The organism is Pandoraea sp. ISTKB (assembly GCF_001721285.1).
Taxonomy (GTDB): domain Bacteria; phylum Pseudomonadota; class Gammaproteobacteria; order Burkholderiales; family Burkholderiaceae; genus Pandoraea; species Pandoraea capi.
Genome location: NZ_MAOS01000001.1, coordinates 78,074 through 104,034, shown reverse-complemented (window position 1 = coordinate 104,034; position 25,961 = coordinate 78,074). Strand labels below are relative to the sequence as shown.

Genomic DNA, 25,961 nt, shown 5'->3' with positions numbered 1-25,961 from the left:
GCAGGAAGGTGCGCCCGGTTCGCTGACGCAGAACCGGCCGGGGGGTATTGCAGAGTGGGGTGGATTGTACTGCGGGACTGCTTTATCAGGCTACTTTCTGCTTGCGTGCGTCGATAGTTCGCATCAAAACGCTAATTTATGCGGATTTTCGTCAGAGTTTCATCACCATCTCGTGCCACGCCATGCCGCCGTGATCCGAGGGCGATGGCTTGACGTAGTGGTAACCGAGCCGTTCATAGAGCGGGATGTGACGTTCCTTGCACATCAGATGGATCGTCGCTTTCCCGGCGGCGCGCATGCGGGCGATGAAGGCTTCCATGAGCGTGCGGGCATAGCCGCGCCCCTGCTCTTCGGGGGCGAGCACGACGGACATGATGACGACGTTCGGCGCGGCGGCGTCGTGACCGATCAATTCCTTGAAAGCTTCGTCGGACATCACGACGTCGTAAGCGCACCCGGAATTGATGAACCCGATGACGTTGTCGTCGCGCGTCATGACGAGAAACCCTTCGGGGTACTGTGCGATCCGCGTGGCGATCTTCTCGCGCGTGGCGGCTTCGTCGCCTTCGTAGGCGCTGATTTCGATCTCGTAACAGCGGTCGATGTCGGTCGGGCGCGCGTTGCGCAGTTGCACTGAGGGTTGCATGGTCGTTTGGCGATGGTGGGGGGAGGCCGACATCATACGCGGCTCTGGCGACGGCGAAACTGTCCCGGCAATTCACCGACGTGCTGGCGAAACGCTTTGCCGAAGGCCGCCTCCGACTGGTATCCCACGGACATGGCGATATCGCCCGCATTACGCCGCGTGCGCAGCAGGAGATCACACGCCACGGCCATGCGCACCCGCGTGAGGAATTCGAACACCGTCATGCCCGAGCGTTCGTGGAAACGGCGTGCGAAGGTGGCGCGCGACATCGCGGCGCGTTGGCCGAGCGTATCGATCGTCCACGGCTCCCCGGGGTCGTTGAATACCGCCTGCGCCGATGCATGCAGCCTCGCATCCGAGAGCAATGCCAGAATGCCGGCTTCGCCTGCGGGTCGCTCGCAACAGCGTCGCAGCGCCATCGCGAACAGCGTCTGACTCAGCGACGTGACGATGGCGAGCGCCCCCGGACGCCGGTCGGCTGCCTCGACACGCATCAGCTCGACAATGCCTTGCAGCGCGTCCGACGGATCGCCCGTGAGCGAGACATGCACGGGGTCGGGGAGCGCGTCGAACAGCAGGTTGCCGGGACCGGCCGCGCGCACGAAGTGCCCGCACAGAATGTCTGCCCCCACGGGCGCGTTCGTCTCGTCGCCCGCGAGCCGCTCCGGCAGCAGGTCGCCATGCGCCAACCGGGTACGGACGGGCGAGCCGGCCGCACTTTCGTCGCGAATGACATGGGCACCGCCATGCGGGAACAGGATGAAGTCCCCGGCGCGTGCGATCAGGTGCCGACTGCCGACGTCGATGCGACACGCGCCCGCGAGCACGAGGTGAAACGGCGAGATGCCGTCGGCGGCGGCGTCATGCGGAATTTCGTAGGCGCCCGACAAGCGGCAGCGCAAATCCAGCCCGGCTTGCGGGTCGGCCATCTGAATCAGTCGCGTCAGCGTGTCCATGAGACGAATGCGCTAAAAATAGAGATTCAATGATTCTATTCGTATCGACGCCCGGCGCATACTCGCCTCACCCAAACCGTGATTGCCGAGGTCACCGGTGGCGTCGCTCACGAGCGTCGACGTGCCGGGGCCTCCGACAGGAGAAAACCTCATGACAACGCATGCGCAGGTGCAAATCGCCGCGACGCCCACCACACTCAGTCAGTTACCGGTCGCGTTCTTCGGCTCCGTGATGGGGCTGACCGGCTTGTCCGTCGCGTGGCGGCTGGCCCATGTGCAGTTCGGCGCCGCATCGTGGGTCGGCGAAGCGATCGGTGCGGTGGCGCTCGCGTTATTCGCCGCACTCGTCGTCGCCTATCTGGCCAAGGCCGTGCTGCACTTCGACCGGGTGCGCGCCGAGTTCTCGCATCCGATCGCCGGCAACATGTTCGGCACGCCGCTGATCAGCCTCTTGCTCACTCCGTTGTTGCTCGCAGACAGTCACCCGGGACTGGCGCGCGGTCTGTGGTACGCGGGTGCGATCGGGATGTTGGTGCTCGCGTGGTGGATGGTGATGCGCTGGATCAGCGTGCGTCAGCAGCCCGAGCATGCAACGCCCGCGTGGATCGTCCCGGTGGTCGGGTTGCTCGACGTGCCGCTGGCGGTGCCTGCCCTCGGCCTCTCGCACGAGATGCACGGCCTGATGGTGTTCGGCACGGCGGTCGGCCTGTTCTTTGCCGTGCCGCTGTTCACGATGATCGTATCCAGGCTCATGTTCGCCGAGCCGTTCCCGGCGTCGTTGCAGCCGTCGCTGCTGATTCTGGTCGCACCGTTCTCTGTGGGCTTCTCCGCATACACGGCCACCGTCGGCAGCATCGACGGCTTCGCGCAGGCGCTCTACATGATCATGTTGTTCGTGCTGGCGGTGTTGCTGGTGCGCCTGCGCGGTCTCGCCCACTGCTGCCCGTTCCGTGTGTCGTGGTGGTCGGTGAGCTTTCCGCTCGCGGCGTCGGCCGCCACGGCGGTGAAGTACGCCGGGTTTGCGCAGCATCCGGTAACGGACACGGTGGCGATCGCGCTGCTCGGTCTGGCGACGCTGGTGATTGCCGCGCTGTTCGTGCGCACCGCGTGGGGCGTGGCGAGGGGCGAACTGCGGACGCTGACTTCATGACGCCTTGCGTTCAAATCATTCCGAAAATCTTCAGCACCACGTAGAATGCGTCGCTACCGACGGCCGGAAGCTGGTGAGAATCCAGCGCGGTCGCGCCACTGTGACTCGTCATCGCGACGGGAAGTCAGACCTGGCCGTCGGGTTCATCGACCATGTTTTTGGGGCGCGAAACCCCAGGAGACGCTGAAGTACCATGCCTCAATCTCGTTCGACGGCCTACGTCAGGGCCCCGGCGGCGGGCGCGCTCGCGCTCAAGCAAACCGCATTCATCGCCTTCTCGCTGCTCGGCGGCGTTTGTGTTCCGGCGGTTGCCGCCGAGGATGCCAACCTGCCACTCGTCACGATCAACGCGCAGCATGCGCGCGACGACGCACCGCTCTCCACGCCGACATCCACCGGCTCGCGCCTGAATCTGTCGAGCCTCGACACGCCGGCGAGCGTCGAGACGATCACGGCCACACAGATCGAAGCGCGCGGTGACCAGACGGTCACCGATGCGGTCACGCGCGCCACCGGTTTCACCAGCAATGCGGCACCCGGCAACGGTGGCACGGCGCTCGCGGTGCGCGGCTTCTCCGGTCAGGAGTCGGTGATGACGCTCTACGACGGCACGCGTCTGTATCCCGGTGCCGGCACCATGACGTTCCCGTTCGACACGTGGCAGGTGGAGCGCATCGACGTGCTGCGCGGGCCGGCGTCGGTGCTCTACGGCGAAGGCGCGATCGGCGGCGTGGTGAACGTGGTGCCGAAGCGCCCGCAACGCGAGTTCGCGACCACGATTCAGGCGGGCTTCGGCACCGACGCTCAGAAGCGCTTCGCGCTCGACACGACCGGCGCACTCGGCCCGATGTTGTCGTATCGCTTCTACGTGAGCGACAACCGCAGCAACGGCTGGGTCGATCGGGGCGAATCGCACACGACGTCGTTCGGCGGCGCGGTGAAACTCGACGTCTCCCCGAAGCTGTCGTTCACGCTCGACTACGATTACGGCCGTCAGATGCCGGCGACGTACTTCGGCGTTCCGCTGAACAACGGCACCATCGACGCCACGCTGCGCTACAAGAACTTCAACGTCGGTAACGCGCTGATCGCCTATTTCGATCAGTCGACGCGACTCACCGGCGTGTATCGCGTGGCGGACGGCATCACGCTGCGCGATCAGTTGTACTACCTGAACACCAACCGGCACTGGCGCAACAGCGAAGCGTACGAGATGGATCCGTCGACGCGGCTGGTCACGCGCAGCGATTACATCGAAATCCTCCAGCACGAGCATCAGGTCGGTAACCGGCTGGACGCCACCATCGACCGCAGCATCGCGGGTCATGCGAACCGTTTCGTGGTGGGTGTCGAGGCGAATCAGATCTCGTTCCAGCGCGACAGCAATACGCCGTTCGGCGGCTCGTCGGTGGTCAGTGCCGACGGCTTCGATCCTGGCGTGTTCGCGAGTCCCGATCCGACCGTCGCCGAGTTCCGCACGCTCACCCGTCAGGTCGCCCTGTTCGCGGAAGATCGTTTCGACATCACGTCGCGTCTGTCGGCCGTAGGCGGCATGCGTTACGACTACCTCGACTACTCGCGTCGTCAACTGGCCACCGGCACCGAGTTCGGCAAGACGTTCTCGAATGTCGGCTGGCGTCTCGGACTCGTGTATCAGCTCAGTCCGTCGGCGTCGGTCTACGGTCAGTACACGCGCGGTGCCGACAGCATCGGCTCGCTCGTGACGCTGTCGCAATCGCAGACGAAGTTCGATCTGGCCACCGGGCAGCAGTGGGAGGCCGGCTTCAAGCAGGAACTGCCGGACGGGCGTGGCTTCTGGACGCTGGCCGTCTATCAGATCGTGAAGAAGAACCTGTTGACGACCGATCCGCTGAACCCGACGCTGACGCAGCAAGTCGGGCAGCAGTCGTCGCGCGGTATCGAATTGTCCGGGGCGCTGAAGCTTGGCTACGGTGTCTCGGTCGAGGCGAATGCGTCGCTGTTGCGTGCGCGTTTCGATCAGTTCGACGAGAGCGTCGGCGGGGTGGCGGTGTCGCGCAATGGCAACGTGCCGAACAACGTGCCGCAGCAAACGGCGAATCTCTGGCTGACGTATTCACCAGTGCACGACGTTGTGGTGGGCGCCGGCTTGCGATACGTCGGACGCCGCTACAGCGACAACGCCAACACCGCACCGATGCCGTCTTACACGGTACTTGATGCGACGGCGTCGTGGCAGGCGACCAAACGCGTGAACGTCGCGCTCTATCTGCGCAATCTGGCGAACCGCGCGTATGCGGTGACGTCCGAGTCGCCGGTCGAGTGGCTGCTCGGCCCGTCGCGCTCGGCGCAGCTCGTCGCGACGATGAAGTTCTGAGGGCGTTCGACGATGCCCGGCGAACTCCACATCGCACAACTGAGCTGGTCGCCGGCGGACCTGTTGCGCGCCGACGCGGCGCCGCTGCTTCAGTCAATCACGCTCGATGTCGCACGCGGCGAGTTCGTCGGGCTGATCGGGCCGAACGGCAGCGGCAAGTCGAGTCTGCTGCGCTGCGCATTCCGCTACGCGAAGCCGCAAACCGGCGCGGTGACGCTCGACGGCACGGACGTGTGGCGTGTGTCGCCACGCTGGTCTGCGCAGCACATCGCCGTGTTGTTGCAGGAGTTGCCGGACGATTTCGGGTTGAGTGTCGAGCAGGTCGTCTGGATGGGGCGAACGCCTCACAAACGTCTGCTCGATGCCGATACGCCCGACGATGCCGTGATCGTCGAGCGTGCGTTGCGCGACGTCGACATGGCGGACGCGCGTGAGCGGGCATTCGCCACATTGTCCGGCGGGGAGAAGCAGCGTGTGCTGCTCGCACGTGCTCTCGCGCAGGCGCCGGACGTCCTGATGCTCGACGAGCCGACGAGCTTTCTCGATCTGCATCATCAGGTCGAACTGATGCGACGCATTCGTTCGCTGAACGTCACGACGCTCGCCACGATTCACGACCTCAATCTCGCGGCCGCCTATTGCGACCGGCTCTACGTGCTGGCCGGTGGCGAGATCGTCGCACACGGCACGCCGGACGACGTACTCACCGTCGATCTGCTCGCGCGCGTGTTCCAGGTCGAAGCGCTGGTCGACCGGCATCCCGTCACACACCGTCCACGTATCACACTCGTTCATCCGCTATGTCCCCAACTGTGAAGCGCTTTGTCCTGACTGGCTCGATGGTGTTGGCTCTTGCGCTAGGTTCCGTGCTGTCCAACACCGTCGCGGCGGCGCCGCACTATCCCGTTACCGTGCAGAGTTGCAACCGTACCGTGACGTTCGAGCGTGCGCCGACACACGCGGTCAGCAACGACGTCAACCTGACCGAAATGATGATCGCGCTCGGCCTCAAGTCGCGCATGGTCGGCTTCACGGGGATTAGCGGATGGAAGACCGCGAATGCCGCGCTGCGTGCACAACTGACCGGACTGCCCGAACTCGCGCAGCGCTATCCGTCGATTGAAGTGTTGGTGCAGGCCGGTGCCGACTTCTACTTCGCCGGGTGGAACTACGGCATGCATGTGGGCGGGCCGGTCACGCCCGCGTTGCTCGCGCCGTTGGGCATCCGCACGTATGAGCTCAGCGAATCGTGCGGGCATGTGATGCCGCGTGGTGCAGCGTCGTTCGACGACGTCTACAACGATCTGCGCAATCTCGGGCGGATCTTCGACGTGGCGCCTGCGGCGAACACGGTCATCGCGCAGATGACGACGCAGTTGGCGGCGGTGAAGCGTCGCCTCGACGGCAAGTCGCCGCCTGTGCGGACGTTCGTCTACGACAGCGGCGAGGACAGCCCCTTCACGGCGGGACGTCTCGCCATGCCCACGGCGCTCATCGAGGCTGCCGGTGGTCGCAACGTGATGGACGACGTCACGCAAAGCTGGACACGGGTGAGCTGGGAGACCGTGGTCGCGCGCAACCCGCAGGCCATCGTGATCGTCGATTACGGTGCGGTCACGGCGGCGCAGAAGATTGCCTTTCTCCTGAATCAGCCGGCGTTGCGTCAGGTCGATGCGATTCGTGCGCGCCGCTTCATCGTGGTGCCTTACGACGAAGCGACGCCCGGCATTCATAACGTGCAGGCAGTCGAGACGATTGCGCGCGCTCTGCATCCGACAGCTTTCGCGAAATGAAGCGCGCGGACGCAGGTGTGGCAGGCGTGGCACGCGTCGTACGCGGGGCTCACATCGGACGTATTGCGATTGCCGTACTGACGCTCGCGCTGGTCGTCTCCATCGTGCTGGCGTCCGGCATCGGACCGACGGCCATCGCGCCTTCGCTGACGATGCGCATCGTATTGGCGCATCTGACGAGCGGGACGCAGGGCGTGGATGCCGCCGCGCACGGGTGGACGGCGTCGCAGGACGCCGTGGTGTGGTTGATCCGCTTGCCGCGCGTGTTGCTCGCGGGCATCGTCGGGGCGGCGCTGGCGATGGTCGGCGTTGCGTTGCAGGCCGTGACGGCCAACCGGCTGGCGGATCCCCATCTGCTCGGCGTGAGCGCCGGGGCGACCTTCGGCGCGGTATTTGCGACGCTCTTTCTCGGTGCGATCTTCGGGCCATTCACGCTGTCGCTGCTGGCGTTCGCGGGCGCGGCGTTTGCAACGCTCGCAGTGATCGCGCTGGCCCACCGTCAGGGGCGGTTGGAACGGGACCGGTTGTTGCTCTCGGGGATCGCCGTATCGTTCGTGATGCTTGCAGGGGCCAACCTGTTGCTCTATCTCGGCGACCAGCGTGCAGCGTCTTCCGTGTTGTTCTGGACGTTAGGCGGACTGGGGCTGGCACGCTGGGACATGCTGGCGATTCCGGCTGGGATCGTGCTGATGGGCGGTGTCGTGCTGATGGGGCGACGTCGCGAGCTGAATGCGCTGATGACCGGCGATCTCGCGGCGGTGACACTCGGCGTGAATGTGCCGCGTGTGCGTGCGGAAGTGTTTCTGATCGGAGCGCTCGTCACCGGGGTGATGGTAGCCGTGAGCGGCGCGATCGGGTTCGTCGGGCTGGTCACGCCGCACGCGTGCCGTCCCGTCGTCGGTGCGGAGCACGGACGTTTGTTGCCGGTCTCGGCATTGCTCGGCGCGGTGCTGTTGATCTGGGGCGATGTGCTGGCCCGTACGCTGATCGCCCCCGAGGATCTGCCGATCGGCGTGGTGACGGCGCTGGTCGGGGGCGGATGTTTCGTCGCGTTGCTGCGGGTCCGGGGGTAGGGCGTGTGACGCTCCGGTTAAGGCATATTCAGACTGGCAGACCAGTTGGCCAGGAGCGCGGTGTCGACGCAAATCGCACAGGACCGCTTCGGCGTCCAGGCATCGAATTCGGAACGCAGAACGGCCAGATAGCGGACAACCTCATCCGAGACATTGCCCGCTTGCGAAATCCCGGTCATCTGAAACATCAGCCCTAACTTTTCTTTGGGCGGTGCATCCTCGAGATGTCTGGCGAACGCGGAGTAAGCGCCGCTACGCCTTGCCGCATCCAGTATGAGACTGCCGGCTCGGGAATGGACAAGCGAAAGCGCTTCCACGCACTCTCTTCGCAACATCAGGGAAAGGTTTTCCTGCTTGTCCTTGAGTATCAATTTTCCGAATACGCTAAGGCCCACGATACAGCGAACCGCCGTCAAGGGATGCGTTGGCTGGTTATTCCATTGGTCGTCGAACGCTTTGGAACTCATCAGTGAAAGCGCGATGGCGGCGCCAGTGCTCGCGAGCAACAGCAGTCGTTCAGGTGATTCGAACACCGCACGCAAAAGCGCCGAATGGAAGGAAGTGCCAACGGCGTTCCGCATGTCGTGCCAAAAGTCAGCCGCCAACACAAAACCCTGAACGTCCGCGTCGATCTCATGGGCATTTCGAGTCGACGAAAACGCGGATGCATTGCCGCCCTGCGAGTCGGCTGTCGAGATGAACGCATCGATGACGAATTCGGAGTCGTCCGGACCGCCCGACATGGCTCTGGCAGTGCCGCTGATTGCATCGAAAACGGGCGCGTGACCCGCAATCAGATGGCCTATCTCGTGACCCATCAAGAACGCCATGGCGCCCTGAATCAGGAGTCCTTTCAGCTCTGCCTCACGGACTTCCGGGGAGAGTTCAATGTCTCCAAGATAGGCGAAGCCGCTGCCCGATCTCACGTGCCGCGTCAGGTAGGCGGCGACATCCCCGCACATCGCTTCGATGTCGTGCGCGAACCGCTCTGTCAAGCAAACGGCGCTGAAACTTGCCTTCCATAAGATGTAGGCGTTGGACGCCTTGCTGTCGAGAAGGACAAAGTGCACCGGCCATGAGCCTTTGATCCGGCGGCTGAAAGTCTTCGTCAATTGCTCGCCGACGCTCGCCATCGTCTCAAGATCGCCATATGTCTCGCCGGATTCGACGTTGATGATCCGGCCGTACTTCTTGGCATCCAATGTTTCTTGCAGACGCTTGATCTGGTTCTCATTGAGGCGGGTCCGACTTTGGAAGGGGGCGTTGTTCGGCATATGCGCAGGGAGGGTACAGGCCTGGGTAAGGATTCTATGTTCTTTTGCGATACGTTGGACTCGTCTTCAGGACGCGGCTAAAACTGAATCGTCGCCGTAATCGAATCCTGATAGGTGTCCGGTGCAGGTGTCGACGGTTGGGCCAGGATGCGTCCGTAGATGGGAATGGTCGTTGTCGCCCCTGTGCCGGTGCCGAGGTAAGGCGAGGTGCCGCCCGTGCCGTCGCCCCACGCCGTGGCGTAGTTCGAGTCCGTATAGAGTTGGTACGGTATGGTGGCGCCGAGCGTCTGACCCTTGAGCGTGCGCGCGCCGACTTGCCCGCTCACGCCGCCGTTGAACAGAATCCGGTAAGCGTCGTTGTTCGTGCACTGAACGGCGAGCGAGCCTTGTGCGGTCAAGGTGTTGCGCAGGGTGGACGATTGCGGGAAGGTGAGACCCGTCGCATTGATCGTGCAGTTGTTCGTGACGGTCACGTTGACCGTGAACGGGCTGGTCGTGCCGGTCGTGAATCCCCCTGCGCCGCAAGCCGGTGGGAACAGCGTATAGAACTGATAGGACAGTGTGACGCTGCTCGCGGGATAGGTCGTCGAGTAGACGGTGCTGCTGTTGTTGGTCGTCGGCACGGTCGTCTGATTGGCCGTGATTCTCGCGTAAATGCTGATGTTGGTGCTGCCGGTGTAGCCGAGGATCGAGTTGCTGAAGGTCGTCGTCAGCGCGCTGGCCGGTGTGGTGCTCCAGGGCGTTGCGTGCCCGCTGTCGACATACAGATCGTAGGCAATGGTGTTCGTACCGTTGGAGAGCACGCGTGGGGACGTTGCCGAGAAGCTCAGGCAGATTTTCACGTTCGGCACCAGATTGAGCGTCGGCCACGTGCAGGTGACCTGCACGGTTCCCGTCGTCGTGACGGCGGTGCCGGCGATCGGACTGAACGAAGGGAATGCGACGCTCGGTGCGCCCAGCGAGCAGGTCTGGGCCTGAGCTGAGGGCGCGACGAACCACGTCGTCAGGCACAGGAGCGAGAGCAGGAGCAGGCGCTTCATCGGGCACGCCCCGGCATTCGTACACGCTCAGGTGAAGCCGGTGCCGCCTGCGGCGTGCAGACCAGCGGCCCGATACGGGCCATCGCGCCCTGGGTGGCCGGATCGTAGGCGAACGTCGTGCGGCATGTGCCGTTGTCCTGCGTGACCACGAGCGAGTTCTCGGGCAGCAATCCGTCGATGAACGTCTGACCGTCGTAGCCGACGACCGATTGCGCACCGCTCTCGGTGTGCGTTACACGCGCCCCGAGTTGCAACGGCGTGCCGTCCGACGTCACCAACGTGATGAGCGCAGCGCGATAGCGGTGCACGGGGAACGAGACCAGCACCCCGGCCCCCGATTCGGGCACCACGGTGCGTGCCGCCGGCATGATGCGCATGTCTGCCGGCAGGTCCGTCGCGTCGACGGTGAGACGATTGGCCTGATAGCCGTTGAGGTCGGGAATGACGAGGGCACCGCCGTCGCTGGTGCGTCCGATCGGCAACTGTTCGCGCAGGACGGGGACGTTGGCGTCAGCGTCTGTCTTGACCAGCGCGAAGCTGTCGAAGATGCGACGCGCCGGGTAGACGCCACCATCCATCGCCACGAGCGCGCCCGTGAGGCCTACGCCCACCCGGGTCTGCCCATCCCACGTCTGCGCCTGCGCGGACGCTTGCCCGTAGCGCCCCAGATACTGGGCCTGCGCCTGACCGATACGTACGCCGTCGTTCACGCCGCCGAGCATGTTCCATCCCCATCCGCCGCCGTAGTCGGGGGTGCGTGTGACACCGGCGAGCGCCTGCGTCGAGCCTTGCTGGCGAGCGAGCGAGACCGACGCCACGGTGTTCGGCCCCAGCGTGAAGCTGAACATGGCGAACACACCGTAGCTGCGCGAATTCGCCATGTCCTTGAACGCTCCCACGTTGAGTGAGCCTGCTGATCGCACCGGCCACGAGACGTTCGCAGAAATCACGCGCGACGAAGGGAAGTCGGGACCGCGCATGCCGATGTAGCTCAGCGAGAGCGTGCGGTTCTCCCAGAACGGCGTGGATATCGTGACACGGTCCATGGCGGTCGGCACGCCGGAACCACTGAGTGTGGCGAGGTCGCGGAAGTCGCCGATGGTGCGCTGGAACAGCGAATCGAACGAAAAGTTGCGCGACAGATACTGATAGCCGATGCCGATCTGCGCGCCGCTGGCGCGTCCCGTCGAGCCGGACAGCGATCCGCTCAGCACGCCGTAGCCGGACAGCGACACGAGCGCACCGGCCCCGGCATTGAACACGCCGGACGACCCTTCCGCGTGGTATTCGGTCGTCAATCGATCGGAGATTCCATAGCGGTACACGCCCGACGCGGCAAAGCGCCGGTCGTAGCCCCATGAGCGGAAGCCGTAGTCGGTGCGCGGCATGCCCGCTTCGAACGAGTAACTCGACAAGCCCGCCGAGAGCATGCGGGTATCGATGTAGAGCGGCACGTTGATGACGCTCTCGCGCCCGAGCGCGTCGCGCGTGACGACGCTCGCCTGAAGGTTGCCGATGAGCCCCGGGGTTTCGCGTATCACGAAAGGACCGGCGGGCACGTTGCCGCCGAAGCGTCGAATGCCGTCGAGATAGACATCGACGGAAGACGGTACGGCGGCCGATCCGCCCAGCGCCGGGACCGGAAACGTGACCAGGTCGGGGCGCAAGGCGAAGTTCTTGCGCCATTGCACGCCTGCCATGCGAATCGAGCGCGACCACGCGAGCGAGCCCGAGATCGTGTCGCCCAGTTGCAGTGTCGTCATCTCGGCAGGATTGTCGTGCCGCCACGACGTGTCATAGCGCAAATAGGCCGGGCTCTGCGACCAGGTGTCGAAGACCCCCGTCTGACTGAATACGCCACCGGGATGGAAGTACCGCAGTTCTGTCCAGCTCGACGCGCGCGTCGAGCGGTCGTGTTCGACCAGCGCGTCGTAGTTCAGCAGGAAGCCGCGCGACGTCATGGCGTTTGCCGCGCGTGGCACGACGCGCCCGATCTGAAACGGCACGCGCAACGTGTCGGGCACCGCGATGTCGATGCTCTGACGCGCAGCGTCGTAGCGATACTGCACGCCGCCGATGGTGTCGAGCGGGACTTGCGTCTCGCCGGACATCTTGAGCTTTCCGACGTCGATGCCGAGGGCCTGCAAGTCGTCGGCGCTTGCACTGAAGCGTCCGTCGCGCATGAAGAAGTGAGCGATGGCGCCGGTCGCGGCACCGTTGACCGACACGTCGAGGTAGTAATCGCTGGGGGTGACTTCCGCCGCGTCGGGATGCGCCAGCGGCACCAGTGTGCCGACCAGCAGGCTCGCGGCCCACCGGATGAACCATGACTTGTGACGCGGCGTGTGACGCGAGCCGCTTGCAGATGCGTGTGAAAACGTGCGTGACGCAACATCCCGTGCCGATGTCGACACGGACGCGGGAGCGACGGTGAGAGCGTTCGCACCGGGACGCCCGCGCTCACGGCCCGCCATCGATATCGACGACGAAGCGCGTGGGAACCGTGTTGATCGCGGCGTCTATCGCGAGCGGCGACGCGGGCGGCTTGCCCGCCGGCCAGGTGACTTTGAACAGACGCCGCTGACCGGCCAGTGCGTAACCGAGCAGACCATTGGTCACAGGCACGGCTTTTCCCGCTGCATCGATGAAGCGGGTCGCACCGATCTGCGCGCGGCTGCCGCCCCGGTTCTCGGCTTCGAGCTGCCACTCGCCACCGATACGCCGGAACGTGAAGTGCAGGTCGGGCTTCTGGGTTGCCGTCGCGGGAACCACAAAGACGGGGATCGAATAGCGCATGCGGATCGAGATGCCGCTCTGGGCCGGTTGACCCGGTTCGGGCAGTTCGTCGACGAGCATGCGGTAGCTTTGTTCGACGGCAGGGGGCGCGTTCGTCATGCGCACCAGCCGAACGATCTGCGAGCCGCCCCCATCGATGCGCAGGATGGGCGGGCTGGCGGCGAGCGCGTCGGTGGGGGTGAGCTTGTCCTCGCCGTCCTCCTGCGTCCACGTGTAGATCCGGATCTGACCGTAGACCGGCATGTCGCCGGGGTTGCTCAGCGTCAACCCGGCAGCATTCTGCTTGGCCGCGAACTCTACGTTGACCGGGGAAATCTGCAGGGTGGCGGCGCTGGCCGAGACACAGACAACGGTGACGAGACACGCACCTGCGCCGCGCGCGACGCAGCGCTCCGCCCGCTGGCGGAAACCTCTCATAGGCCGCGCCCCGCTAGAAGTAGACGGTCGCGGTGATCACCGAGGAATACGTGTCCGGCTGCGGGATCGCGCCAGCCGAAGTCGGGACCTGTCCGTAGACGGTGAACGGCTGCGCCGTACCGTTACCGGTTCCCGATTGCGTATTGGTGCCCTGCGTCGTGCCCCAGACCGTGGAGTGATTCGAGTCCGTATAGAGCCCGTACCCGATCGTTGCCGTGTTGCCGCTGGCGGCGCCTGCCAGCACGCGCGCCGCAACGGTCGAGCCGGACGCCGAACCGGCGCTCAACCCAACGTTGTAAGGCGTGGTGTTGGTGCAGGTGACCGAGACGGTCGACGTGGCGGTCAGCGCGGTCGCCAGGGTCGATGCCGACCCGAAGTTCATCGGTGTGGCGGTGACCGTGCAACCTGCCGTGATGACCAGCGTGACGGTGAATGTCGTGGTGCCGGTGCCGTTACTGTAAACGGCCGCCTGCGCAGGCAGCGGCGGGACAAGCAACAAGCTTGCCATCAGGAGGGTAATGCGCGCAGCTGGTTTATTCATCGTCGGTTTCTCGCAAAACGTCGGAAGGACCTAGCGGGCACAAGGCGATGCAGCCGCCGTTGCCGCATACCACTTGTCACACAAAGTACGTCGCACTACTTAGTGGTAAGTGTATATCGCACTACTGAATTTATGTCACGCGTGCGTTTCTACCATGTTCATTCCAAATAGATGTTTGAAATTGGGTTGGGGAGCATGTTTATGGACAGGGCTGTGCGGGGATAGGCACCGATTCTGGTGTCTGTCGTGCGGGAAAGGCGAGGTTGAGATTTATGAACTAAAATCTCGATATCTTCCGGAAACATGAATTTTTCTCACTCATCATGCTTGACCGTATTCATTTGTCCATCGTGCAAGAGGTGGAAAAGCAGGGGTCGCTGACCGCTGCCGCAGGGGTGCTGCACGTCACGCAGTCGGCGTTAAGCCACAGCATGAAGAAGCTGGAGCAGCAGTTGGGCACCGATATCTGGCTGCGCGAGGGCCGCAGCCTTCGTTTGACGCAGGCGGGGCAGTATCTGTTGGCGGTAGCCAATCGGGTGCTGCCGCAACTGAGTCTGGCCGAGGAACGTTTGCGACAGTTCGCTCAGGGCGAGCGGGGCGCGCTGCGTATCGGCATGGAGTGTCACCCGTGCTACCAGTGGTTGTTGAAAGTGGTATCGCCGTATCTGGCCGCTTGGCCGGATGTGGATGTTGACGTCAAACAGAAATTCCAGTTCGGCGGTATCGGCGCGCTGTTCGGCTACGAGATCGACCTGCTCGTCACGCCGGATCCGCTGGACAAGCCCGGCCTCGTCTTCGAACCGGTATTCGACTATGAGCAGGTGCTGGTCGTGGCCGGTAGCCACAAGTTGGCCAAAGAGGAATACATCCTGCCGAAGCAACTGACCAATGAGGTGCTGGTGGCTTATCCGGTGCCGGTGGATCGGCTGGATATCTACAGCATGTTCCTCACGCCGGCGGGCATCACACCGAAACGCCATAAGGCGATCGAGACCACCGACATCATGCTTCAGATGGTCGCGAGCGGACGCGGTGTCGCCGCGTTACCGCGCTGGTTGGTGCTGGAATATGCGGACGCGATGGATCTGGTACCCATCCGGCTAGGCAAGAACGGCATCGCCAAGCAGATCTTTCTGGGAGCGCGCGAGGCGGATATGGAGATCGATTATCTGCGTGCCTTCATCGAGCAGGCGAAGCGGCCTGCCCAGAGTTGACGCCTTGCCCCGGCAGGCTCCATGAGTGCCATTCATAAGGACATGAGAACTTATCCATTTTCATGTCTACGGTCGGCCACGATAATTCGAAGCTCCTAGTCCGATGAACGCGGGCGTATTTCATGGAGCTTCCTCATGGCGACCGCAATCGAGCGCAACCCCCTGGATTTCACATTTTCTATCAAGAGCATTCGCTTCGACGAGGACTATCGTCCATCGGAGAACACGCGAATCACGACCAACTTCGCCAATCTGGCCAGAGGCGAGAGTCGTCAGGAGAATCTGCGCAACACCTTCCGGATGATCGACAACCGTTTCAATGCGCTGGCGCATTGGGACAATCCGAAGGGCGACCGTTATTCGGTCGAGCTTGAAATCATTTCCGTTGAGATGAGCATCGAGGGTGAGCGCAGTGAAAGCGCGCTGCCGCTGATCGAAATACTGAAAACGAAAATCCTCGACAAGAAGACCGGCGAACCTATCGAAGGCATTGCGGGGAACAACTTCTCGTCCTACGTGCGCGACTATGACTTCAGCGTGTTGCTGCTGGAGCACAACAAGCATCAGCCGGGGTTCAGCACGCCGGAAAACTTCGGCGATCTGCATGGGAAGCTCTTCCAATCCTTCGTCAATTCCAGCGCTTACAAGAGCAGCTTCAACAAGCCGCCCGTCATCTGTCTGAGTGTTTCAAGCAGCCGGACCTATCGTCGGACCGCAAACGTGCATCCAGCACTCGGGGTGGAATACGAGCAGGACGAGTATTCGCTGACCGACGAGTACTTCAAGAAGATGGGACTGAAGGTTCGTTACTTCATGCCGCCGAATAGCGTTGCGCCGCTGGCCTTCTATTTCTCCGGCGACCTGCTCGCGGATTACAGCAACCTTGAGCTCATCGGCACCATCAGCACGATGGATACCTTCCAGAAGATCTACCGCCCGGAGATTTACAACGCGAATTCCTCGGCGGGGGAGTTCTATCAGCCGAGTCTGAAGAACCAGGATTTCTCGTTGACTCGCATTGTTTACGACCGGGAAGAACGCAGCCGACTGGCGATTGAGCAAGGCAAGTTTGTCGAAGCGCAATTCATCAAGCCTTACCAAGTCACTCTCGATCAGTGGTCCGCGAACTACGCGCTTTGATTTATCGAAAACATAAGGTCATCCATCATGAAGAAATTGTTGCCCACTTCAACTGCCGGTAGTTTGCCCAAGCCCTCCTGGCTCGCCGAGCCGGAGAAGCTCTGGTCGCCCTGGAAGCTGGAGGGGGAGGAACTCACCGACGGCAAACGCGACGCTTTGCGCTTGTCGCTGCAAGAACAGCAACACGCGGGCATCGATATCGTCAGTGACGGCGAGCAGACGCGCCAACACTTCGTCACGACGTTTATCGAGCATCTCGAAGGCGTGGATTTCGAGCATCGTGAGACGGTTCGAATCCGTGATCGCTACGACGCCAGCGTGCCGACGGTCGTCGGTGCTGTCGCACGGAAGAAGCCGGTGTTTGTCGAGGACGCCAAGTTTCTGCGTCAACAAACCAACCAGCCGATCAAATGGGCGCTACCGGGCCCGATGACGATGATCGACACGCTTTACGACGCGCATTACAAGAGCCGCGAAAAGCTGGCCTGGGAGTTTGCCAAGATTCTCAATCAGGAAGCGAAAGAGCTGGAGGCGGCGGGCGTCGACATCATTCAATTCGACGAGCCGGCGTTCAACGTCTTCTTCGACGAGGTGAACGAATGGGGCGTTGCCACGCTGGAGCGCGCGATCGAAGGGCTCAAGTGCGAAACGGCCGTGCATATCTGCTATGGCTACGGCATCAAAGCCAACACCGATTGGAAGCAGACGCTCGGCTCGGAGTGGCGGCAGTATGAGGAAGCCTTCCCCAAGCTGCAAAAATCCAATATCGATATCGTCTCGCTGGAATGCCACAACTCGCGTGTGCCGATCGACCTGATCGAACTCATCCGAGGCAAGAAGGTGATGGTGGGATCGATCGACGTGGCGTCCAATACCGTGGAAACGCCGGAAGAAGTCGCCGCGACGCTGCGCAAGGCACTTCAGTTCGTCGATGCCGACAAGCTCTATCCGTGCACGAACTGCGGCATGGCGCCGTTGTCGCGTGATGTGGCACGTGGCAAGCTGAATGCGCTGAGTGCGGGCGCGGAAATCGTTCGTCGGGAACTCTCGAACTAATTCGGGCGGACGTCGGAAGTGCAGGCAGACCCGTCAAGTGTCGTTTGACGCTGTGGACGGGTTTGCTCGCTTCTGTCGCGTTGTACCTCGTATTTCGTCACTACTATGTCACTTTCCAGTCCGGCAATCGAGCCATTGCGCTTTCGCGAAGCGCTCGGGCACTACGCGTCTGGCATCACGGTCATTACCTCTCACATCGACGACGAGCCGCTGGGCTTCACGTGCCAGTCGTTTTACAGCGTATCGACGAACCCACCGCTGGTGTCGTTCAGCGTGATGGCCCACTCCGCCAGCTATCCCAAAATTCGTCAGGCAGGTCGCTTCGCAGTCAATATCCTGTCGGAGACGCAGGTCGAAATATCCGACCAGTTCGCCCGGCGTGGGACGGACAAATGGCGAGGGGTGGAATGGCAGGCTTCGCCGCTGGGTAATCCGGTCATTGCCGGTAGCCTTCACTGGCTCGATTGCGAAATTTACGCGGAGCATTCGGCAGGCGATCACCTGATCGTGATTGGGGAAGTGAAAGCCTTGAGCCTTCAGGACGCGACGTTCACGCAGCCGTTGCTGTATTTCAAAGGGCAGTATCGGAATATGGCGGCTTGATTGCGCCGGAGTCCGACCACCCGGCCGAGCGGGCCGATTGTCTTGTGAGAGAATCCGACGCTCCTAAGCACACGAGGTCGCTCGATTCGATGAATACTCAAGCGGACATTCCTGACGAGGAAGCATGGGACGCGTGGCAACCGGCCGAACTGGCTCGACGGTTGCGCGATGTTCGTTTGCCCTGGTGCATCGTGGGGGGATGGGCGCTCGATCTTTGGCACGGTGTTCAGACACGCGATCATAGCGACCTGGAATTCACGATACTGCGAGGCGATTTCGGCGCCTTCCGTCGAGCGTTCAGCGACTTGACGTTCTACACCTCGCACTCGGGCGTAGTCGCACACCTGCCGGCAGATCGGGACCCGCCGACTGAGGTGATGCAATTCTGGGGTCATGACCGCGCTGCGAAATGCTGGCGGATCGACATGATGATCGAGCCGGGAACGCACGAATCGTGGGCGTACAAGAGAGACCCATCGTTCAGGCGACCGCGCGCCGAAATGGTGATGAGAACCGCCGACGGCATCCCCTATCTGAACCCGTCCGCTGTGCTCCTGTTCAAGGCCCGGGATCCGCGCCCGAAAGATCAGCAGGATTTCGAGAGAGCGATGCCCAACTTGCCGGCCAGCGAACGCGCGTGGCTGAAAAGCTGCCTTGATGCGCTCCATCCCGGGAACGCGTGGGCGCGGGTGCTCTAGCGCGCGGTTGATGCATCTGGCTTCGCCGGGCGTCGGGCTAACGAAATGCCTGCCGGATTCCCAGCGCGATCATGAGTCCTCCGCACGTGAGATCGATCCATGCCTTCGCGCGGCGATACGCCGCTGCAATCGCCGCGTGGGATAGCACCAGTGCCACGGCGCCGTACCAGCACGTCGCGGCAGCACCGACAGTCGCCAGCATCGCGAAGAACGTCTGCGTGGAGACGTGGGCGGGCACTGCGGAGGAAAACACCGCGGCATAAAAGGCGATGGACTTCGGGTTTGCGATATTTGTCGCGACACCTTGCAGGAATGCGGCGCGAAACCGAGGCGCCTTCGGTGGGTGCTTCGCTTCCGCAGGGGTTGCCCGTGCCGACATCAAAAGCCGCAGTCCAAACCAGACCAGATAGGCCGCACCTGCAATCCTGACGCCGACAGCGAGCCACGGGAAAATGGCGAACACCGCGCCGATGCCAAGCATCGCGCACGTCGCCCAGAACAGATTCACCGTCACGATTCCGGCGACGAGCGCGAACGTATCGGAGCGTTTGCCGGTTACCGCCTTGTGCGTGATGGCGACGAAGTTCGGCCCCGGTATGACGGCGCTAGCCATATAAACAGAGAAGACTGTTACGACAGCGGACCAATCAACCATGGATAGCCTCAGTGGGTTGTGGTTGAAAAAACGAAGCGGTTTCCTCTGCTGGTATTCTGCGGCAATTCAAGCCAGTCGACATTAGTCATTCAACACGGTCAAAACCCGTGTTGAGAGACGTTGCGACGTCGGTGGGCAACCACGATTAGGCTGGCCGAAATGCTCAGCACGAGCTTTCGAGTGGTGTAATGGCGCATGCTTTCCTTAACCGACCCAATAAGGAGCGACGAGCAGATGAATATGCTACTCGCCTTTAAAGCGCAATCCCGGATCGTCTTGCTCGTGGCCTCTTTAGCCGTGGGCGCCATCGTGAATAGCGCCCACGCTGCCGGGCAGGCGCGACTCGATGCACCGGTCAAAGCCGTTGCGACGCAACGGCTGCTTGTGACTACCCCGCAAGGGAGCGCCGAGTTCCCGATCTATGCCGACCATCCCATCGACGCGCCCGCTCCCGACGTGACACGGGTATTCATCGTGGTCCATGGCACGTTACGAAATGCCGACACCTACTTCGCGACGGGCCAGCAAATCGTCCAGCGGGCGGGTGAGCTTGGCAAGGGGACGATGATCGTCGCCCCACAGTTTCTGACGCGTCCCGACACGCAGGCTTTCTCGATGCCGGCACAAACGCTCGCCTGGACGCAGGAGGGATGGAAGGGCGGTGAGCCGGCACGCCAGCCCGAAGCCATCAGTTCCTTCGCCGCGCTTGACGCGTTGCTGGCGCATTTCGCCGACCGGCGACTGTATCCCGCGTTGTCGACGGTGGTCGTGATGGGACATTCCGCTGGCGCCCAGTTCGTGCAACGGTATGCCGTGGTCGGGCGTGAGGGGCCGAAGCTGGATAGCGTCGGCATCTCAATCCGTTACGTAGTCGCGAATCCGTCGAGCTATCTGTATTTCGACGACGCGCGACCGAACCCGACAGGTGCTGCCTGCCCGGGTGCGACGGTGTGGAAATACGGGCTGAAGTCTGCGCCTCCCTATGTGGCCTCGCAGGATGCGCACGATCTCGAGTCGCGATACATCGCCCGCAACGTCGTTTATTTGCTCGGTGAAGCCGACACGAATCCCTACACCCATTTCATCGATCGGTCATGTGCGGGTATGGCGCAAGGCCCATACCGGCTTGCGCGCGGGCTGTCGTATTTCGATTACCTGAAACGCCGCCATCCGACCGACCTCAACCAAAAGGTGGTCGAAGTCCCGGGCGTCGGGCATGACAACCTCGGCATGTTCACGTCGGATTGCGGTCTGGCGTTGCTGTTCGATCAGGCCGTACCGCAAACGTGTCCTGTCATCGCCGGCACGGTGCAAAGATGACTTTCCATCTCTGCGGTCTTCAGCGCGTAGGCACGGTTGGCTGGATTGGGGAGTCCCGCCGTGGGATCGAGACCTCGTCGGACTGCTTAGGATTTTTCAGTAGAACGCTAGCTTACTGAACCGCACCCGAATTCGAGCGCAAGAAACGGAGTGCGAAGTGGAGTGGGGATAAGCAGAATGCAGCCTTCAACGACGGATGAAGGTTTTAATAATGTCTCTACTGGACGGAAAGGTAGCTATCGTTACCGGTGCATCTGCTGGTATCGGGCGGGCAATAGCGCTGATGTTCGCTGCGCAAGGCGCCGCAGTTGTTCTGACGGCGCGAGATCAGGCGCGACTGGATAAGGTCGCCGACGAGATTGGCAGCACAGGCGGGCGGGCTTGTGTGGTCGCTGGCGACGTTGGTCAGGCCGACACCCACGAACAGTGTGTGGCAGCGGCGATGCACGAGTTCGGCGGTCTCGACATTGCCATCAATAACGCGGGAACGGTCGGCGCGATTAAACCGCTGGCCGACATCTCGCCGGAAGACTGGCAGCAAACCCTGACGGTCAACCTCACGGCGGCCTACCTGGGGGCTCGCAGTCAGATCCCCGCAATGCTTGAACGTAGCGGCGGCTCGATCGTATTCACTTCCAGCTTCGTTGGCACCAGCGTGGGCTTGCCGGGGATGGCTGCCTATGGCGCCTCGAAGGCCGGGTTGATGGGATTGGTGAAAGGCATCACCGCCGATTACGGTGCCCAAGGCATCAGGGCCAACGCACTGCTGCCGGGGGGAGCAGATACGGGAATGGCGGGCGACCAGAGCCAGAAAGATTGGGCGGCTGGATTGCATGCCATGAAGCGCATTGCCCAACCCGAAGAAATCGCATCTGCCGCGCTCTTTTTAGCCAGTTCCATGTCCAGCTTCGTCACCGGATCGGCGCTCTTTGCGGATGGAGGGAATGCTGCGGTGAAGTGACGGGGCAGAGCGTCCGAGCGATGAGGTTACTTACGTCGCGCTTGAATCGTTTGACGGTGCGTTGAATTGTAGATGCGGTGGGGGCGCATTAGCCCACCGCTGCGAAATGATGCGGGATGCGAGGCGTTGTGCGTCGGCATAGTGACCGGCTTTGGAGCTGGTGAGCTATCAGGGCTCCGGGGCCAACTGCAAATACGACGTGAGGACGGCAAGCACTGACAGTGGTGGTAAAGCGGCTGTTTACGACCCGAAGCGGCCGGTTCCAGATAGCCTATGGGCGTCCGCTACTGCGACGACGGATCGTATTATCGACGTTTCCACTGACGGAACTTGGCGGCAGGGTCCGCTAACCTGCTTCGATTCGAAACTCACCTACGCCGGCATTTGTTTTGCGGTCAACGTGCACGCGTCTTGGCCCTTGCCCAAGCATATCGGAAATCCCCACAACGGCATGGAAGTCACCATTGTCTTCGCGCACGAATTGGTCCAAGGCAAATACGCCGGTTGTCGCGCGTTGTACGTTGGCCATATGCGACCGAAGCTGATCGATATCCCACTTGACGTGCCCAACAATGGCCGATTGCAGGTCATGTATGTACCGGCTCGGATAGGTTCTGAGAACGGGCTCGACATCGACGGCCGACTTAGAAGGCAACTTAGAGACCGCCTCATAAAGCTGGCCGTACCTCTCTCGAAGCTGTGTGTGTGTCGCCCCTCTCGCAAGGTGGGTCATTTCCTCAGTAACTGCGGCTCGTTTTGTTTCATCGTCCAACTTGTAGGGGTTGGCTGTGTAGCTCGGAAGGTATCGCTCTAAGGTTCCACCGGCGAGTAGATGAACGTTTTTCTGGTCAAGGGCGCTAACAATGCGCGACAGCCGCCCTTCCACATCACTAATGGAAGCTTGTGTCAGCAATGCGACCATCCCTTCTCGGTCGCGGCTAATGGCAGTGAGTAGTGCGACCCGGGCACGACCAAGATGCTTCGCGTTCCAAGCCGGACGCGCACCCAGACTGTCGAAATACTCAACAAGGACACTTAGCGGCGGTGCCGCAGGCCTAATCCTCAGAACCTCGTCGATGAGCGTCGTCAGCCGCCTATCCAATTCTCCGCAGTATTTTGAGAAATCGTTGCCTAGCCCCGCTTCTGAAAGGAAATTTGCAACAGTTCCATCTTCCCTAAGGCAGGCTCGTAAATTCCCGCTGAATAGACTGTCAAGGTCGTATAGGAAATGTGCCTCTTTACCGAACTTGATACATAGTTCAAGGTAACGATTCACTTCCTCACACCCTCCTGCATCAATGATGCAGCTTCCTGCTGCCGCCACCGATACGCCTCTGGCGTTCTGCAGCGTTCCGATGAACTGCGCGTCGAGGATCCCTTCAACGAATACAGGGTTGTCGGAAAAAAAGAACTGCTTGTGATGGACGTTCAGCCGCGGGACAAGTGAGGATAGCCGTTGAGTAGCGCCTTCGTCGAGATCGAGAATCTGTCTGGGTATGGAATGTTTTTCGTCAAACGAAATGACGGCCTTTACGTCCTCAATTGACCGAAAATCCAAAATAAACGGTGAATGTGTAATCAGGCATACCACCTTCTTTCCTGGCTCAGCATCAGGGTTTCCCGCGACTCTTCGCACTTCCTGCATGAAGAACGCCTGATACTGCGGGTGTAGGTTTAACTCCGGCTCATCAATGATGAGATACGAATACTTGTCGTTATACAGATGAGTGAGAAGGACGAGCAGTTCCTTGATCCCATGACATTCTTCGCGGTCGAGCCGATACGAGAGACCGGTCTGTCCATGCGTCGCGCGTGGTACCAGATGTCCAGAATCCCATTCCAGTGAGATAGCTCTGTTAAACAAGCTACTTAGGGTCGCCTCCACCTGAATGCGAAGGTCCATACGCTCCTCCAGCAGAACGATGGTATCTACGCCAGATCCGCTTGCACCCGCGCTTCTATAATGATCGAAGTAGTTCTTGGCTAGCCCTTGAGCAAAGTTGTCCCCGAAGACGTTTCGGAAGTAGTTCGTCTGTTCCATCCCGCTCAAGCGGTCGGTGCCAAGTAGGCGTGCCGCTGGCAGCGTTGCGTAAAGTGTTCGGGCAAACTGGGACTTGCCGCTCCCATTCGGACCAACAAGAAAGTTGACTGCTGCAAGTTTGTCGGCCTTGAACTGTTGCCCGGCCCAAGGAGTGGGAAGCGCGAACTCAATATTCTTTTCAATCATCATGGCCAATTGACTCGAAGACGAGCGGTGTATAGCGGACGTAAGTTTGCCAGAGAAAAGAGGCAGTGATGGCCAGTCCATTTCTGCTCACGTTTCACGAGCCCTAGGTTGCTCGATGATTTCAACGTGCAAGAATATCCGCCACAAAAGTGTGGAGACCTTCAGCTTGGCCGTTTTGATGTTCATGCCGGGTGCCGCCCGCCCCCCCCGCGGAAACGGACGTTCATGTTCGCGATCCAAATGTCCGCTTCTGGCCGAAAGCGGTCGTCGCACTTTGATCTCAACACGATCCACACCCCGCAGCGTGGCTTACAAGCCCCCCCGACTCCGCTACGCCGTTTCCGTCTTTATCCCCATCAACACCCACCCGACAACCCCACGCAAAGAACGTGCTAAAATTCTTGACTGATCAAACATTGATCCGTCCAAAAAATGGCTCCTAGTCCTAGTACCCCCCATTCGGCGGGGCAGGTGTTGCCGTTCCGGCAGTCGCTCGTGGCGATGCTCGGCCTTTGTTTCTGCACGATGATGGTGGCGCTCGACCAGACGGTCGTCGGCACCGCGCTACCGACGATCGTCGCGGAACTCAAAGGGTTCGAGTATTACGCCTGGGTCGCGACGTCGTATCTCCTCACCTCTGTCATCACCGTCCCGATCTTCGGGCGGCTCGGCGATTTTTACGGCCGCAAGCGCTTCGTCATGGCGGCCATCATCGTCTTCACCGCCGCTTCCGTGCTCTGCGGCGCAGCGAACAGCATGCCGTTCCTCGTCATCGCACGCGCCCTGCAAGGGATCGGCGGCGGTATGCTGGTCGGCACCGCGTTCGCCTGTGTGCCCGAACTGTTTCCCGATCCGCACGTGCGCCTGCGCTGGCAAGTCATGCTCAGCTCTGCCTTCGGGATCGCCAATGCCATCGGGCCGTCGCTCGGGGGTTTCCTGACGGAAGCCTACGGCTGGCGCTCGGTGTTTTACGTCAACTTGCCCGTCGGCCTGCTCGGCGTCTGGTTCGTCGGACGTCACCTGCCGCACATGCGCGCCGAGGAACACAGCAAAGCAAGCATCGACTGGCTTGGCGCCGGGCTGATCACCGCCGCGCTGGGCAGCTTGCAGATGCTCGTCGAATGGCTGCCCGCCGATGGACTCTCGCGCGGCGTCGTGACGCTCCTCGTCGTGCTCGTCATCTCGTCGGCCGCGCTCTACTGGTGGGAGCGTCGTGTGTCGCATCCGATCCTGCCGTTCGAGATGTTCCGCGACAAAAGCCTCGCGCCACTCTTCGTGTTGTCCGTCTTCGCAGGCTTCTCGATGTTCGGGCTGCTGTTCTACGCGCCGCTCCTGCTGCAAGGCGGTTTCGGGCTCTCGCCACGCGAAACCGGATTGCTGATCACACCGCTAGTCGTGTGTATTACCGTCGGCAGCATCGTGAACGGACGCCTGATTACGCGTCTGCCGAATCCGAACGTGATGCTTTACGGTGGCTTCCTGCTGCTCGCGCTGGCTTGCGCGGGCATCATCACCACGCATCGCGGCACGCCTCATCTGCTGATCGCCTCGTATATGTTCCTCGCCGGGTTGGGACTCGGTTTCGTCATGCCGAACCTCACTGTCTTCGCGCAGGAAGTCGCGGGCCGTGCTCACCTCGGCATTGCGACTGCACTCATGCAATCGCTGCGCATGATCGGCGGGATGCTCGGGACGGCCATCGTCGGGACGCTGGTCAATCACAGCTACACCGGACGTGTGACCGACGCCCTCACCGCGAACGACGGCACGCGCTGGACGTCGCAACTCTCCGATCCGCAGATCCTCGTCAATGCGCAGGCGCAGAACGATTTCCTCATGACGCTGGCCCACATGGGCCAGAACGGCGCGCTCTTCATCGAGTCGGCGCGCTCGTCGCTCGTGGCAGCGATTCACAATGGTCAGATGGTGTCGCTCGCGGCGGCGCTGGCCGGGCTGTGGTTCGTCAGACGCGTGCCGCTGATTCGTCTCACGCGTGGCGCGAAGACAGCGCCCAAGCCGCAGCCGCCAGTCGGCGAGTAATGGAG

Annotated in this window: 22 protein-coding genes and 1 riboswitch; of the genes, 13 read left to right on the top strand and 9 right to left on the bottom strand. The window is 61.8% G+C overall.

Translation table 11 applies throughout. The annotated features are described in order from the left end of the window. Positions 1-151 precede the first annotated feature (151 nt). Both A9762_RS00470 and A9762_RS00465 read right to left on the bottom strand, forming a co-directional pair. The gene (locus A9762_RS00470; protein ID WP_069340085.1) at positions 152-646 is read right to left on the bottom strand and encodes a GNAT family N-acetyltransferase; all 495 of its coding nucleotides are present in this window, start codon (positions 644-646) and stop codon (positions 152-154) included. A gap of 32 nt (positions 647-678) precedes the next feature. Then, positions 679-1,602 carry an AraC family transcriptional regulator gene (locus A9762_RS00465; protein WP_069340084.1) on the bottom strand — a complete coding sequence of 308 codons (924 nt, stop codon included), beginning with the start codon at positions 1,600-1,602 and terminating at the stop codon, positions 679-681. A 151-nt stretch (positions 1,603-1,753) separates the two neighbouring features. Here A9762_RS00465 and A9762_RS00460 point away from each other — a divergent pair, with 151 nt between their 5' ends. From A9762_RS00460 to A9762_RS00440, 5 genes are all read left to right on the top strand, one after another. Then, a complete protein-coding gene (locus A9762_RS00460; protein WP_069340083.1) occupies positions 1,754-2,752 on the top strand; it encodes an SLAC1 anion channel family protein in 999 nt (332 codons plus the stop codon). A 39-nt stretch (positions 2,753-2,791) separates the two neighbouring features. After that, a riboswitch (adenosylcobalamin (AdoCbl) riboswitch) is annotated at positions 2,792-2,939 on the top strand. Between the two features lie 6 nt (positions 2,940-2,945). Then, positions 2,946-5,108, top strand: a complete 2,163-nt coding sequence (locus A9762_RS00455; RefSeq protein ID WP_083253509.1) for a TonB-dependent siderophore receptor — start codon at positions 2,946-2,948, stop codon at positions 5,106-5,108. A gap of 12 nt (positions 5,109-5,120) precedes the next feature. After that, on the top strand, positions 5,121-5,924 hold the full coding sequence (locus A9762_RS00450; protein ID WP_069340082.1) for an ABC transporter ATP-binding protein: 804 nt from the start codon (positions 5,121-5,123) through the stop codon (positions 5,922-5,924). A gap of 23 nt (positions 5,925-5,947) precedes the next feature. Next, positions 5,948-6,901, top strand: a complete 954-nt coding sequence (locus A9762_RS00445) for an ABC transporter substrate-binding protein (RefSeq protein ID WP_069340081.1) — start codon at positions 5,948-5,950, stop codon at positions 6,899-6,901. Beyond that, positions 6,898-7,974 (top strand): iron ABC transporter permease, encoded by a 1,077-nt coding sequence (locus A9762_RS00440; RefSeq protein ID WP_083253508.1) that lies wholly within the window; start codon positions 6,898-6,900, stop codon positions 7,972-7,974. Before A9762_RS00445 ends, A9762_RS00440 begins: the two co-directional genes overlap by 4 nt. A gap of 17 nt (positions 7,975-7,991) precedes the next feature. Here the strand turns inward: A9762_RS00440 and A9762_RS00435 are convergent, their stop codons facing one another. The 5 genes from A9762_RS00435 to A9762_RS00415 all read right to left on the bottom strand — a co-directional run bounded on the left by A9762_RS00435 (position 7,992) and on the right by A9762_RS00415 (position 14,042). Next, complete coding sequence (locus A9762_RS00435) at positions 7,992-9,248, bottom strand: hypothetical protein (RefSeq protein WP_069340080.1); 1,257 nt, start codon at positions 9,246-9,248, stop codon at positions 7,992-7,994. Between the two features lie 77 nt (positions 9,249-9,325). After that, the gene (locus tag A9762_RS00430) at positions 9,326-10,288 is read right to left on the bottom strand and encodes a spore coat U domain-containing protein (RefSeq protein WP_069340079.1); all 963 of its coding nucleotides are present in this window, start codon (positions 10,286-10,288) and stop codon (positions 9,326-9,328) included. Continuing rightward, positions 10,285-12,762, bottom strand: coding sequence for a fimbria/pilus outer membrane usher protein (locus tag A9762_RS00425; protein ID WP_069340078.1), 2,478 nt, complete (start codon positions 12,760-12,762; stop codon positions 10,285-10,287). Before A9762_RS00425 ends, A9762_RS00430 begins: the two co-directional genes overlap by 4 nt. Continuing rightward, positions 12,749-13,501 (bottom strand): molecular chaperone, encoded by a 753-nt coding sequence (locus A9762_RS00420; RefSeq protein ID WP_083253507.1) that lies wholly within the window; start codon positions 13,499-13,501, stop codon positions 12,749-12,751. The genes A9762_RS00425 and A9762_RS00420 overlap by 14 nt, the downstream gene beginning before the upstream one ends. 13 nt (positions 13,502-13,514) lie before the next feature. After that, positions 13,515-14,042, bottom strand: coding sequence for a spore coat protein U domain-containing protein (locus tag A9762_RS00415; RefSeq protein ID WP_069340077.1), 528 nt, complete (start codon positions 14,040-14,042; stop codon positions 13,515-13,517). Positions 14,043-14,365: 323 nt separating this feature from the next. Between A9762_RS00415 and A9762_RS00410 the strand changes: the two genes are divergently transcribed. The 5 genes from A9762_RS00410 to A9762_RS00390 all read left to right on the top strand — a co-directional run bounded on the left by A9762_RS00410 (position 14,366) and on the right by A9762_RS00390 (position 18,753). Next, positions 14,366-15,256, top strand: a complete 891-nt coding sequence (locus A9762_RS00410) for a LysR family transcriptional regulator (protein WP_069340076.1) — start codon at positions 14,366-14,368, stop codon at positions 15,254-15,256. Between the two features lie 135 nt (positions 15,257-15,391). Beyond that, positions 15,392-16,396 carry a DUF1852 domain-containing protein gene (locus tag A9762_RS00405; RefSeq protein WP_069340075.1) on the top strand — a complete coding sequence of 335 codons (1,005 nt, stop codon included), beginning with the start codon at positions 15,392-15,394 and terminating at the stop codon, positions 16,394-16,396. A 27-nt stretch (positions 16,397-16,423) separates the two neighbouring features. Next, complete coding sequence (locus A9762_RS00400; protein ID WP_069340074.1) at positions 16,424-17,452, top strand: methionine synthase; 1,029 nt, start codon at positions 16,424-16,426, stop codon at positions 17,450-17,452. A 105-nt stretch (positions 17,453-17,557) separates the two neighbouring features. Then, positions 17,558-18,055: a flavin reductase family protein gene (locus A9762_RS00395; RefSeq protein WP_069340073.1), complete on the top strand. Its 498-nt coding sequence runs from the start codon at positions 17,558-17,560 to the stop codon at positions 18,053-18,055. 89 nt (positions 18,056-18,144) lie between these two features. Next, positions 18,145-18,753, top strand: a complete 609-nt coding sequence (locus A9762_RS00390) for a nucleotidyltransferase domain-containing protein (protein WP_069340072.1) — start codon at positions 18,145-18,147, stop codon at positions 18,751-18,753. Between the two features lie 37 nt (positions 18,754-18,790). On the opposite strand, the gene A9762_RS00385 is transcribed toward A9762_RS00390, so the two are convergent. Then, on the bottom strand, positions 18,791-19,408 hold the full coding sequence (locus A9762_RS00385) for a LysE family translocator (protein ID WP_069340071.1): 618 nt from the start codon (positions 19,406-19,408) through the stop codon (positions 18,791-18,793). 195 nt (positions 19,409-19,603) lie between these two features. Here A9762_RS00385 and A9762_RS00380 point away from each other — a divergent pair, with 195 nt between their 5' ends. Beyond that, positions 19,604-20,728, top strand: a complete 1,125-nt coding sequence (locus A9762_RS00380; protein ID WP_139133008.1) for an alpha/beta hydrolase — start codon at positions 19,604-19,606, stop codon at positions 20,726-20,728. A gap of 211 nt (positions 20,729-20,939) precedes the next feature. Further along, complete coding sequence (locus A9762_RS00375; protein WP_069340421.1) at positions 20,940-21,689, top strand: SDR family oxidoreductase; 750 nt, start codon at positions 20,940-20,942, stop codon at positions 21,687-21,689. Between the two features lie 346 nt (positions 21,690-22,035). On the opposite strand, the gene A9762_RS00370 is transcribed toward A9762_RS00375, so the two are convergent. Continuing rightward, positions 22,036-23,919 carry an ATP-dependent endonuclease gene (locus A9762_RS00370; protein ID WP_069340069.1) on the bottom strand — a complete coding sequence of 628 codons (1,884 nt, stop codon included), beginning with the start codon at positions 23,917-23,919 and terminating at the stop codon, positions 22,036-22,038. Between the two features lie 429 nt (positions 23,920-24,348). Between A9762_RS00370 and A9762_RS00365 the strand changes: the two genes are divergently transcribed. Beyond that, on the top strand, positions 24,349-25,956 hold the full coding sequence (locus tag A9762_RS00365; protein ID WP_069340068.1) for an MDR family MFS transporter: 1,608 nt from the start codon (positions 24,349-24,351) through the stop codon (positions 25,954-25,956). Positions 25,957-25,961 lie beyond the last annotated feature (5 nt).